This is a genomic window from Flavobacterium hydrocarbonoxydans (assembly GCF_009789235.1).
Lineage (GTDB): Bacteria > Bacteroidota > Bacteroidia > Flavobacteriales > Flavobacteriaceae > Flavobacterium > Flavobacterium hydrocarbonoxydans.
In genome coordinates, this window is sequence record NZ_WSTB01000004.1 from 292,036 (window position 1) to 304,624 (window position 12,589).

At 33.8% G+C, this 12,589-nt stretch carries 13 protein-coding genes; 4 read left to right on the plus strand and 9 right to left on the minus strand.

Features of this window, described 5'->3' with window-relative positions; all coding sequences use genetic code 11:
- Window positions 1-229: 229 nt before the first annotated feature.
- From GON26_RS09270 to GON26_RS09300, 7 genes are all read right to left on the minus strand, one after another.
- A complete protein-coding gene (locus GON26_RS09270) occupies window positions 230-946 on the minus strand; it encodes a DUF4369 domain-containing protein (protein WP_160374526.1) in 717 nt (238 codons plus the stop codon).
- Between the two features lie 125 nt (window positions 947-1,071).
- Window positions 1,072-2,931: a M61 family metallopeptidase gene (locus GON26_RS09275; protein ID WP_160374527.1), complete on the minus strand. Its 1,860-nt coding sequence runs from the start codon at window positions 2,929-2,931 to the stop codon at window positions 1,072-1,074.
- Between the two features lie 99 nt (window positions 2,932-3,030).
- A complete protein-coding gene (locus GON26_RS09280) occupies window positions 3,031-3,309 on the minus strand; it encodes a DUF2805 domain-containing protein (protein WP_026981974.1) in 279 nt (92 codons plus the stop codon).
- 120 nt (window positions 3,310-3,429) lie between these two features.
- Window positions 3,430-4,257, minus strand: coding sequence for a sterol desaturase family protein (locus GON26_RS09285; RefSeq protein ID WP_160374528.1), 828 nt, complete (start codon window positions 4,255-4,257; stop codon window positions 3,430-3,432).
- 130 nt (window positions 4,258-4,387) lie between these two features.
- Complete coding sequence (gene aqpZ / locus GON26_RS09290; RefSeq protein WP_160374529.1) at window positions 4,388-5,095, minus strand: aquaporin Z; 708 nt, start codon at window positions 5,093-5,095, stop codon at window positions 4,388-4,390.
- Window positions 5,096-5,124: 29 nt separating this feature from the next.
- Window positions 5,125-5,481, minus strand: a complete 357-nt coding sequence (locus GON26_RS09295; protein WP_160374530.1) for a DoxX family protein — start codon at window positions 5,479-5,481, stop codon at window positions 5,125-5,127.
- A gap of 72 nt (window positions 5,482-5,553) precedes the next feature.
- On the minus strand, window positions 5,554-6,459 hold the full coding sequence (locus GON26_RS09300) for an EamA family transporter (RefSeq protein WP_160374531.1): 906 nt from the start codon (window positions 6,457-6,459) through the stop codon (window positions 5,554-5,556).
- Window positions 6,460-6,591: 132 nt separating this feature from the next.
- On the opposite strand from GON26_RS09300, the gene GON26_RS09305 reads away from it, so the two are divergent.
- Entirely contained in the window at window positions 6,592-7,206 is a 615-nt protein-coding gene (locus GON26_RS09305; protein ID WP_160374532.1) for a murein L,D-transpeptidase catalytic domain-containing protein, read from the plus strand.
- A gap of 50 nt (window positions 7,207-7,256) precedes the next feature.
- On the opposite strand, the gene GON26_RS09310 is transcribed toward GON26_RS09305, so the two are convergent.
- Together GON26_RS09310 and htpG are read right to left on the minus strand one after the other, a co-directional pair.
- Window positions 7,257-8,078: a hypothetical protein gene (locus tag GON26_RS09310; protein WP_160374533.1), complete on the minus strand. Its 822-nt coding sequence runs from the start codon at window positions 8,076-8,078 to the stop codon at window positions 7,257-7,259.
- 120 nt (window positions 8,079-8,198) lie between these two features.
- The gene (htpG, locus tag GON26_RS09315) at window positions 8,199-10,082 is read right to left on the minus strand and encodes a molecular chaperone HtpG (RefSeq protein WP_160374534.1); all 1,884 of its coding nucleotides are present in this window, start codon (window positions 10,080-10,082) and stop codon (window positions 8,199-8,201) included.
- 200 nt (window positions 10,083-10,282) lie between these two features.
- Here htpG and GON26_RS09320 point away from each other — a divergent pair, with 200 nt between their 5' ends.
- The 3 genes from GON26_RS09320 to GON26_RS09330 all read left to right on the plus strand — a co-directional run bounded on the left by GON26_RS09320 (window position 10,283) and on the right by GON26_RS09330 (window position 12,551).
- Window positions 10,283-10,783, plus strand: coding sequence for a lipocalin family protein (locus GON26_RS09320; protein WP_160374535.1), 501 nt, complete (start codon window positions 10,283-10,285; stop codon window positions 10,781-10,783).
- 17 nt (window positions 10,784-10,800) lie between these two features.
- Entirely contained in the window at window positions 10,801-11,496 is a 696-nt protein-coding gene (locus GON26_RS09325) for an OmpA family protein (RefSeq protein ID WP_160374536.1), read from the plus strand.
- Window positions 11,497-11,600: 104 nt separating this feature from the next.
- Window positions 11,601-12,551, plus strand: a complete 951-nt coding sequence (locus GON26_RS09330) for an ABC transporter ATP-binding protein (protein ID WP_160374537.1) — start codon at window positions 11,601-11,603, stop codon at window positions 12,549-12,551.
- Window positions 12,552-12,589 lie beyond the last annotated feature (38 nt).

Below are 12,589 nucleotides of genomic sequence, written 5' to 3' on the forward strand. Positions count from 1 at the left end.
AGAAATCGGAAAGGAAAATTGGATCTGACAAAAAACGCTGAGATTTGGTGTTAATTGTCTAATAAGTCCTAAATTTTAAAATTACTTCGGCTATTGACTATTGCTCGGTTTCAAATTCCAAAGTTTGCGATTCAGTTTTAAAATTGGAATTTGGAATTTAAATTTTTGGAATTTTAAAGCATAAAAAAAGTCCTGAAAACTTTCAGGACTTTTTTATGCTTTTATAAATTTATTTTTGTTCTTGCTTTTTGATATCGGCAACATATTTAGTTAATTTCTTTCCGTAAAGCGATTGCGCTACCTTTGGAGGCATCGATTTTTGAATGGTATCCAGAAATTTCACATTGATATCGTAAATCTCTGCTAAAGCAATATAAGGGGCAATTTCGTGATCTTTATTGTTTAAGGCAAAGTTGGTAGCAAACAAATATTTTCTTTTGATGTTTGACTCTTGTTTAGCGTTAATGCTGTCAACCGCTTTTTGATCTTGTCTTTTCATTGCTTTGAATTTGGCTTCCAGCATAGAAAGGTTTTCATCTGTAAAACGAGCATTTATTTTTTTGTAATCTTCATATAATTCATGGTTTTTAGAACCAGTGATTTTTGCACTGGATAAGTAGTTGTCCAGCGTCGTTTCGATATTGATGGTTCCTGGTTCAGCAAAAAATAGAATATTATTATCCAATGAATTGGTAACGCCTCTGTCTAAAAATAAATATAACATTTCAGGAGACTTTAGATCGATGTTGCTTTCAAAGCTTGAGTTTCCGTCAATTTTGATGGTATCAATGGCAACAAGCGATGTATCAACAATATGTTGAATATATAAAGTTCCGTTTTTTAATCCTTTTATGTTTCCAGTAATATGCAAACTGTCTGCTGATTCTTTTTTGTCGCAAGATGCTAATAGCGCAATTGCTGCAAATGCAATAATTGATTTTTTCATTGGGTTTTTAGATTTTGGCTGCAAAATAAAGAAAATAGTTTAAATGGAGAGAAGTAGCGGTTTAAATTTTACAAAAAAAAATCCCAATCTATTTCTAAATTGGGATTCTTCTATTTTGCTAGTTTTTAACCTTTTAGCCAGGCGTTTCTAAGTGCATCTTTTGAAGCATCAGTAGCTTTAAAAGTTTCAGCTTCTTCATAAGGAAGTTTTACTGTTCCTTTGATGGTTTGCTCAGTACCATTACGTTTTATTTTTACAGTAATAGCGTCATTTTCTTTCCAGTTTTCGCTTTCGCCAATTAAATCATAGATATTATCCAATGAATAGGCTTTGTCGTTTACTGATACGATAATATCGCCACCTTTGATATTTAGGTTTTTGAAAAAATCGTTAGCCTCAGCTTCAGGTCTTACATTGATTTCTTTTGTTTGCTTATCGATACCAATGTATGGTTTTTGTCCTTTTATAAATACGTTACCCGCTTTTTTCTCTGTTGTTTTTCCAACACCAACTTTTGCTAAATAAACATCATAAGGAATTGGAGTTGTTCCCGCAACGTATGTTTTTAAGAATTCTCCAACTTCAGGATACGTAAGTTGTGTGATTTTTGCAAAAAGCTCATTATCGTTAAATGGTTTTTCAACACCATATTCATCAGCTAATTTGTGCATTAGGTCAAGAATTCCTCTTTCGCCATTGCTTTTTTCTCTGATGATGATATCAATACACATTCCGATCAAAGCTCCTTTTTGATACACGTTCAAATATTGGTCTTTGTAAGGCTGCTCTAAAACATTTTTACTCATGGTTGTAAATGACATGGTATCATTCAGACCTTTTGCCTGCTCAATTTTATCTGCAATACGAGTGTAAAATTCAGCTTCGTCAATTAAACCCTGGTTAATTTGAAAAAGGTTTGCAAAATATTCTGTAACTCCTTCGTACATCCATAAATGTTCTGACATTTGTGGTGCGTTGTAATCAAAATACTGAATTTCTTTTGAGTGAATAGTTAATGGTGTTACGATATGGAAGAATTCGTGTGAAACTACATCTTTCATAGATTCTACCAATTTTTCTTTCGGCATTGATTCTGGTAAAACTACTGTTGTAGCAGTTGGGTGTTCTAATGCTCCAAAACCATGGGCATCATCTTTAGCCATACTGGATAAGTACAATAAAACGGTGTATTTTTTAGTCGAATTTACTTTTCCTAAAAAGTTTTTCTGAGCCGTCATCATGGTTTTCATTTCCGGAGTAATACTTTCAGCAGTAAATTTTCCGGTAGGAGAATAAACAGCAATCAGAATGTCCATACCATTTACATTAAAAGTAGTGTAATCCGGTTTAGAATACATAATTGGGTTTTCTACCAAAATAGCGTAACGTGATGTTGTAAACTTATCGCTTGTTTTACTTGCATCTTCATCTGTCATTGAAGTAGCTCCCCAAAGAGTTTCAGGATGCGTAATGGTTACGCTGTACGGAACATCTAATTTGTCTTTAAAATAACCCACAAATCCATGTGTGTTAACCATAAAGTTCACGCCTGCATTAATGTTGGTTCCTGCTGGAGAGAACACATCATCGTTGCCAAATCCGGTTCCTTTTTCAGTATCAAAAGTGTCACCTACTAAATAAGTGATTTTTTGTAATTTTTTTGCATCAGTAATAGACCATGAGTTGTCATCGATTCTTTTTACTGTCAACGGATTTCCTTTGGCATCAAAGGCCTTAAAATCATCTGAATATTTCCCGTAGTTGTCTGTAGAATAAGTTCCAGGAACAGTTTTAGGGATGCTATACGTAATTTCGTCTGTTTTAATTGTCGGTACCGTAACGGTTACCAAAACTTTATCGTCTTTTACATCTGTAAGATTAATGTTGACATCAACAGTGTTTTTTTTTGCGGCACCTGAAGTGCTACCTGTTTTACAGCTCCAAAAGGTTACTGCAAGAGCTAGTGTGTAAACTATTTTTTTCATTTATTAGAGTTTAGTTGTTGTATTTGACTTACAAAACCCGGAATTGTTACATAAAAAAGAAAATAAAAAAAAACTCCTGTAATCTCAGGAGTTTATCATTTAGTCTAGTTTGTTTTTTATGTAATATTTACCATCCAAATCTTCATCAAAATCATCTATTTTAACTGGTTTTGGCTTAGGTTTATTTGCTATTGCCTTCTTTTTCCACATCTCAAATTTTTCCAGAGGCATTTTCTTTTTCATAATTTCCAGAACTTCTTTTTCTGCCAATCCAAATTCTTTCTTTATGATTTCAAACGGATTTCTTTCTTCTAAGGCTAACGAAACCAATTTTTCCGTTTGCTCCCAATTCAATTCTTTGCGGTTACTCTTTTTCATCACGTGAAAATTAATTCAATATAGGGGTTAATGATTAATAGATTGATTTTCAATTTAAGTATCAATATTAATAAAAAAAATAATTAGTTCGTCAGATGAAGTGTCTTTTTTTTAATGATTTTAATGATTTTTTGCGGATCTCGGTTTTTGAAACGGAATTTTCAATAAATTTTTTAACTGATTGTTTTCTTCAGGTGCCATATGTGTATCCACTCCATAGATAATTTGGTCTTTTGGTAAGTAGGTGAAAGTGCCAAAAAGGCGATCCCAAATAGAAAAAATATTTCCATAATTACTATCTGTATAAGGCAGAACATAATGGTGATGTACTTTGTGCATATTAGGAGAAACAATAAAATAGCTTAAAAAAACATCTAATTTTTGGGGTAAAGAAATATTGGCGTGTGTAAATTGAGTAGATACAACCGATAATGTCTGATATAAAAACACCATCCACATTGGGCTGCCAACCATTATAACACCCGCTGTTGTGAAAATAAACCGAATAAGACTTTCTCCTGGATGATGCCTGTTTCCGGAAGTTGTATCAATCCAGGTATCCGTATGATGAATTAAATGAAATCGCCACAAAGCTTTGGTTTTATGCTGAACAAAATGTGCCAAGTATGCGCCTATTAAGTCTAGCAATAATATTCCGATGATAGCATATAACCAAAGTGGCATTTCCGGTAACCATTGCAGGATTCCAAAATTATGTTCTGTTGTCCAACTGGCTGTTTTTATTAAAATAAACGCTAATACAAAATTGATGATAATTGTGGTAAAAGTCAGGAAAAAGTTGATTCCTGCATGCTGCCATTTTTTATAATCCATTCTAAATAAAGGAAAAGTATTTTCGATTATCCAGAAAAGAGTTATGCCTCCCACCAATATTAAGCTTCGATGAGAAGAAGGAATCGTGCTAAAATAGGAGACAATTTCATTCATAATACAATCATTTTTTAAGTTACATCAGAGTTATTTTCCGTTTGAAAGAAATTTTAAAATAAAAAAAAGAGAAAACCAGAATATAAATATATTCGATTTTCTCTTTAAATTTTAAATCGCAAAGGAAATATTATGCTTCTGCGTGATTTTGCAATAAATTTTTATAAATAAATCCTGCTACTATAGCACCTAATATTGGCGCTGCCCAAAATAACCAAACTTGTGACAATGGTTCTCCTCCGGTAAAAATAGCCTGAGACAAAGATCTGGCAGGGTTTACAGAAGTATTAGTTATAGGAATACTGATTAAGTGAATTAATGTTAAAGCCAATCCAATAGCTACACCTGCAAATTTTCCGTTTGCAAATTTGTCTGTAGCCCCCAGAATTACCAATAAAAAGAATAAGGTAAGTACAAACTCAGCTATAAATGCAGCTTCCAGAGAGTAACCATCGGGAGAAAATGCTCCAAAACCATTTGATGCAAAGGCTCCGGCTTTCGTATTATCGATGACAAAACCAGCCTTTCCGGAAGCAATCGTAAATAAAGTTCCTGCGGCTGCTACAGCTCCTACACATTGCGCAATAATATAAGGCAGGAGTTCTTTTGCTGAAAATCTTCCTCCAGCCCATAATCCAAAGGATACTGCAGGATTAAAATGCCCGCCGGATATGTGTCCAACAGCATAAGCCATTGTTAGTACAGTAAGACCAAATGCCAATGAAACACCAGCAAAACCAATTCCTAAATCTGGAATTCCTGCGGCAAAAAGAGCACTTCCGCAGCCTCCAAATACAAGCCAATACGTTCCAAAAAATTCTGCAAATAATTTTTTCATAATAAATAGTTTTAATTAATGGTTAATAGTTAAAAGGTATATTGATACGCCCATACAATTAGTAAAAGTTGCAAAGGCAAGCGTAATAATAAGACCCATTTTGGTAAACCAAAACTCGCTTTTTTATCTTGATACATGAATAGGTTTGCAGGAAAAACAGCGATTAACAAAGCTATAATGCCCCATGCAGCAAAATGTGTTGTAAAAGAAAGCATCAGGAGAATGCCAAGTATAATTTCGGCAGCTCCGCTTAAAATATTTAATAATTTGGGGTTTGAAAAATAAGATGGAATAATTTTAATGTACATTTTTGGATTCCTAAAATGATTAAATCCAGCAAGTATATATAATAATGCCATCAAATATAAGTGCCAGGGTAAATTCATGTCGGGAAATTTTCTTACGAATTTATGAAAAAAAAGATTGTTTTTGCATTTCGGAAAGTTTTTTTTTAAGTGTTAAAACTGTTCCTTTCTTTTTTTGAAATTGATATTCATAATTATGATGGCTATTATGATGCAGATAATCCCAATCCATTGTAGAAAAATAACTTTTTCATTCAATAAAATATAAGCCATTAAGACGGAAACAGGCAGTTCTAATGCCGAAACAATACTTCCTAATCCAATCCCGGTTAAAGGAAATCCGGCATTCATTAACATAGGTGGAATAATGGTTCCGAAAAGCGAAAGTACAATTCCCCATTTCATGAAAATGGTAAAATTATAAGGAGTAGTCTGAGTTGCCAAAGCAAAAGAAAACACAATTATGGCACCGCCTAAAAGCATATACAAACTTCTTTGTGCCGATGAAATTCCTGTAGCTACGCTATTGGCAGTAAACATGGTGGTAGTAAAAGACGCTGCAGCCAAAATACCCCAGACGATTCCTCTCCAGTCTAATTTTATGTCGTTGTTGATGATGTTTGTCGCCAAAACGGTTCCGATCAAGACAATAAAAACGGCTATTACTTTTTGTTTTGAGGGGAGTTTTTTTTCTAAAATCATTTCCAGTAAAACCCCCATCCAAACAGTTTGCATCAATAAAACAATTCCTATTGAAACCGGAATGTATTTTACAGCGAGATAATAAAACAAACTCGTCATTCCTAAGGAAGTTCCAGCTAACATTAAATGAAAAATATTTTTTGGAGTAGCTTTTACCACATTGCTTTTGTGTTTTGCTTTCTGAAAAGCATTGATTAATAAGATTCCTAAAATTCCTAGTATAAATTGTGATGAGGTAACTTCGGCAGTGGTGAAACCTTCGTCGTAGGCCATTTTTACAAAAGTAGCCAGCATTCCGTAACTTGTGGCTCCCAATCCTACCAGAAATACACCTTTAAAAATATTTTTTTGAGACATTTTGTTTTTTTAATTTTAAAAATTCAGCCTGTAAAGATAAGGCTTAGTTTTGAGTTACTTTTTGTTTATTTTTAAAAATGAAAACGGGCAGGATTTTGCCTGATAAAAATTAACGCTAACGATTCATTTAAAATGCGAAACCTGAAGATAGTACTATTGCTTTTCGTTACATTTTTTAGTTGTAAAAAAGAAACAGATGCTAAAGAAGAAGTTCTTGCTAAAGTTAAAAATTACTCCGTTTACCATCAGGAAGCAAAGGCATTTTCTAGAGAAGAAAACTTTAATCAGGATTATTATTTTCTGATTGATCTGAGTTTGCATTCAGGTAAAAACAGGTTTTTTGTATATGATTTTAAAACTAAAAAAATCATGGCACAAAATCTGGTAACACACGGAAGCTGTGATGTTTTTGAAACCAATGATACGAGTTTGGAAAAAGTGAAGTTTAGTAATGAAAATGATAGTCATTGTTCTTCGTCAGGCAAATACAAAATCGGGAAAAGAGATTATAGTTCCTGGGGAATTAATATAAAATACTGGCTGCACGGATTAGAAAAAACAAACCAAAATGCAGAGAAAAGGGTAGTAGTACTGCATTCCTGGAATAAAGTTTCGAATACAGAAATTTATCCTCAATACGCACCTCTCAGCTGGGGTTGTCCCGCGGTTTCGGATATGTTTATGAAAGTTCTGGATGATAAATTGCAATACTCTAAAGAGCCTGTTTTACTTTGGATTATTCAATAAAAAAAATCCCCGCTACTAGAGCGAGGATGATTTTTGAGTTTTTAGAAAGTTTACATTCCCAGTGCGTATGTTGCACCACTTTCGTGTGTATAAGTGTATTTTGAATCACATTCGTTATTGCCATAATCAATAACGCCATTTAGGGCACCGCCTTCGATTTTTAGTTTTCCTTTCGAAATAAATTCACATGAATATTTTTTTACTAAATTTTCCTGAACTGTAAGTGTCAATGAGGCTCCTCTGTCGGTAGTAACAACATGGCTTCCTTCGGTCATTTCATAAACATTATCTGCAAGGGCAAGTGTTGCAAAGCCTTCGGTTTGTTTTACGGTGTGAGAACCGGTGCTGGTATAGACTCTTCCGTCAAGGCCTGTAAATTTACCATTTTCAATTTTTCTGGTCCATTTAGGAACTGTTTCTTCCGTTGTTGCGTTGGTATAAATAATTGTTCCTTCTAGTTTTATATCATTAATGGAATAATCAATTCTCTGGATAGTCATTTTGCTTCCCGTAGTTGTTATAGGTCCGGTAAGTGTAATTTTTAATTTCCCTTTTCTTGTAATATCATTGTCTTTGCAGCCAGCAGTCCCGAAATCTACGGTAAAGATTTTTGGATACGCTTCGGCAGTTGGTTTTTCGACTGTAATAGTGGCGCAAATCCCCGGAGTACTTTCAGAAGATTTTAGAGTTGATGTATTTGAGGTAACCAGAATCCCGGTTTTAACATCCATTTCGGTGGTAGCATCAAAAGTTACTGAAGCACCAATAGCAGATGTATCGGTTTGATTTACAATTTCATCTCCTTTTGAACAGGAAACATAAGTAACGGCTGTTGCACAGATTGTTAAAAGTAAAAAAGCAGTTTTTTTCATAATGGTTTTAGTTTAAGGTTAGATTATTGGGTAGTCAAAAATAATAAAAAAAATGAATTATAATAAAAAAATCCTGTAAGCGAGCCTACAGGATTTTATAACGTGAAATTTGTTAATTTCTTATTTAATCATTTCGAAACTTCTTTTTACAAAAGCAGTCAAAGCTTCCCCTTTTAATAGGTTTTGCGATAATTTTGCTAAGTCCAAAGCTTGTTTTACCAAGTGTTCCTGATGTGTTTTATCTTCGGTATTCAAAATGTTTGTAGCCAAATCTGAGTTGGTGTTTACAACCAAATTGTACATTTCCGGCATATTTCCCATTCCGAACATTCCGCCACCACCAGATTGACTCATTTCTTTCATTCTACGCATAAATTCTGGTTGCGTGATGATAAACGGAGCTGCCTGACTATCCATAGCTTCTAATTGTACAGAATATGCTTTTGGAATATAAGCTTCTAAAGAAGTTTTTAAAGTTTCTTTTTCTTCATCAGATAATTTCGAAATGGTATTTTCGTCTTTTTTGATTAAATTATCAATGTGGTCAGAATCGACACGTACAAAAGTTACGTCTTTATTATCACCTTCAATTTTTTGAATTAAGTGTGAGATAATCGGAGAATCTAAAAGCAATACTTCGTATCCTTTTGCTTTTGCAGTTTCAATATACGAGTGTTGCGCTTCTTTGTTTCCTGCATACAGCACAACCAATTTGCCGTCTTTGTCCGTTTGGTTTTCTTTTAGATTTTCTTTTAATTCTTCTAAAGTAAAATATTTGTCATCAACCGTTGGATATAGAACAAATGCACCCGCTTTTTCGTAGAATTTATCTTCAGAAAGCATTCCGTACTCTAAAACGATTTTAATGTCGTTCCATTTTGCTTCAAAATCAGCACGGTTTTCGTTGAATAAAGCTTTCAGTTTATCAGCAACTTTACGTGTGATATAGTTCGAGATTTTCTTAACCGCTCCATCTGCTTGTAATCCAGAACGGGAAACGTTCAATGGAATGTCTGGTGAATCGATAACTCCTTTTAACATTGTCAAAAATTCAGGTACAATTCCTTCTACGTTATCGGTAACATAAACCTGATTTTGGTACAATTGAATTTTATCTTTTTGAATTTGTAAATCAGAACCTAATTTAGGGAAATATAAAATTCCAGTTAAGTTGAATGGATAATCAACATTCAAATGAATATTAAACAAAGGCTCTTCGAACTGCATTGGATACAATTCTCTGTAGAAATTTTTGTAATCTTCATCAGCTAATTCAGTTGGCTGTTTAGTCCAGGCCGGATTTGGATTATTGATGATGTTATCCGTTTCAACCGTTTCGTTGATGTAATCTTCAGGAGCATCTTCTGGCTTAGGAAGTGTTTCTGTTCTTGTTCCGAATTTAATTGGAATAGGCATAAACTTATTATACTTATTCAATAATCCGCTGATTTTAGAATCTTCTAAAAATTCTAAAGAATCTTCAGCAACATGCAAAATGATTTCTGTACCACGTGAAGTTTTGTCAGCCGGCTCTAAAGTAAACTCAGGACTTCCGTCGCAAGTCCAGTGTGCTGCTGGCTCGTCTTTGTATGATTTTGTAATGATTTCTACTTTCTCAGCAACCATAAATGCCGAATAGAAACCAAGACCAAAATGACCAATAATTCCAGAATCTTTAGCAGAATCTTTGTATTTGTCTAAGAATTCTTCAGCTCCGGAAAAAGCAACCTGGTTGATGTATTTTTCAACCTCGTCAGCAGTCATACCCAAACCCTGGTCAATGATGTGGATTTTTTTACCCTCTTTATCAACTTTGATTTCGATAATAGGATTTCCGTATTCAACTTTAGCTTCGCCAATGCTAATAAGGTGTTTTAATTTTAAAGTAGCATCGGTACCGTTTGAAACCAACTCACGCAAAAAGATTTCGTGATCGCTGTACAAGAACTTTTTGATTAAGGGAAAGATGTTTTCTACTGAAACATTAATTTTACCTGTTGTCATATTTTTATAATTTTAGTTTAATGTGATGATAACTTTCTGTCAAATAGAATACCATTTAAAGAAAAAATGACAAAATGTCGGTATGGGAATTCTGAAAGAAAATAATTAAGTTTTTAAAAAGATAATATTTTTATGAGTTGTATCTTTGTGGTACGATAATTGTAAAAATATTGTAAGTATTAACTTAAAAATTGTATAAAATGAAGAAAATTATCTTCTTGTGCATGATAGCCACGATGTTTTTTGCGTGTAAATCTGCTTCGTCAACAGCTTCAACTGAAGCTACAACTCTTTCGACAAAACTTGATAAATCTACTCAGGTAGCGCTTAAAGGAAATTGGGTTCTTACGAATGTTTCTTATCCGGGCTCTGATTATATCAAGGTAAATTCATTTGATCTGGCTGATTCAAAATGTTTTATTGGTAGTACTTGGAATTTTATTTCAAACAATAATAAAGGTAGCATGGCTCTGACTTCTCCTAGCTGTACTTCTTTTAGTTCTCCAATCGTCTGGAGCATCAACAACCAGGGACTTTTTGTATTGAAAATTCTTGACGCTGGTGTAAAAGCTAAAAAAGTTAGAGACGGTTATTTATTAAAAGTTGCAGGTGTAACTGAAAGCTCTTTTCAGTTAATAGACAATATTACTGTAGGATCACAATCAAAAGAGGTGGTTTACCAATTTCAAAGAGCTAATTAATATAAAAAAGAATAAATATGAAAAAGATAGTAGTTTTAGGATTGAGCGGATTATTGGCATTAAGTAGCCTTTTTGTAAGTTGCGATTCAGTAAAAAATGCAAATAATACTCAAAAAGGTGCTGGAATTGGTGTAGTTGCCGGAGGTCTTATTGGAGGTATTTTAGGTAATAATTTAGGTAAAGGTGGTAATGCTGCTTTAGGAGCTGCCATTGGAGCTGCTGTAGGTGGTGGAACTGGTGCACTTATCGGTAATAAAATGGATAAACAAGCCCGTGAAATCGATCAGGCTTTACCTGGTGCTGATGTAGAAAGAGTAGGAGAAGGAATTCACCTGACACTTAACGAAAATGCAGTTCGTTTTGATACTAACAAATCTACTTTGACAAGTGCTGCAAAAACGAATCTGGATAAATTGGTTCCGGTATTCAATGAATATGCAGATACGAATATCGAAATTTTTGGATACACAGATAATACTGGAAAACCAGAATACAATTTGACTCTTTCTGGTCAGAGAGCGGCTTCGGTAAAATCATATTTAATTTCTAAAGGAATTAATAGTGGGCGTTTCAAAACTTCAGGTTTAGGAATTGCTGATCCAATTGCGACAAATGATACTCCAGAAGGAAGATCTCAAAACCGTCGTGTAGAGTTTGCTATTACTGCAAATGACAAAATGGTTAACGATGCAAAAGTTGAGGCTGGAAAATAATTTTTAGCACAATATAATTTTAAGAAAGCTGTTTCGTAATTGAAGCAGCTTTTTTTTGACTTTAGAAATTAAACATTGTAAATTTGGACTCTCAATTACAACCCATGCTTGACATTAAAAATATCTCTTTTTCATACACGGATAAACCCGTTATTAAAAACTTAAATTTTACAATAGAAAAAGGTCAGAATATTGCTATTATTGGCGAAAGCGGCTGCGGAAAAAGTACGCTGCTGAAACTTATCTATGGTTTGTATGACTTAGATGAAGGTGAAATATTTTACGAAGAAAAACCTGTTTTGGGACCAAAATACAATTTGATTCCAGGGATGCCCTATATGAAATATTTAGCTCAGGATTTTGATTTGTCTCCTTTCGAAACGGTAGCTGAAAATGTTGGGAAATTTTTATCCAATGGTTTTGCGAACATGAAAAAACTACGTGTTCAGGAATTACTGGAAATGGTCGAAATGGAGCAGTTTTCGAATGTAAAAGCGAAATTTTTAAGTGGAGGACAACAACAGCGCGTGGCTTTGGTTCGTGTTTTAGCACTTGAGCCAGAAGTCATTTTGTTAGACGAACCTTTTAGTCAGATTGATGCTTTTAGGAAAAATGCGTTACGCCGAAATTTATTTAGATATTTAAAACAAAAAGGAATCACCTGTATTATTGCGACCCATGATAGTACAGATGCTTTGTCGTTTGCAGACGAAGCCATTGTAATGCGAAATGGAGAAATTATCATAAAAGACGATCCAATAAAAATTTATGAAGATCCAGAAAGCCGTTATGTAGCATCACTTTTTGGAGAAGTAAACGAAATTGCAACGCATTTACTGCTTTCTTATGAAGATGAAAGCCATAAAACGTTGGTCTATCCGCATCAATTAAAAATGACTTCAGAGTCGAATCTTCCTGTAAAAATTCGAAGGACTTATTTTAGAGGAAATCATTTCCTGATAGAATCGGTTTATAAACGGCAACTGATATTTTTTGAAAGTGAAATTGATTTGCCAGCCGATGAAAATGTTTTCCTGAAACTGAAATTTTTATAAAAAACAAAAGCCATAAACATTCTCGTTTGTGGCTTTTT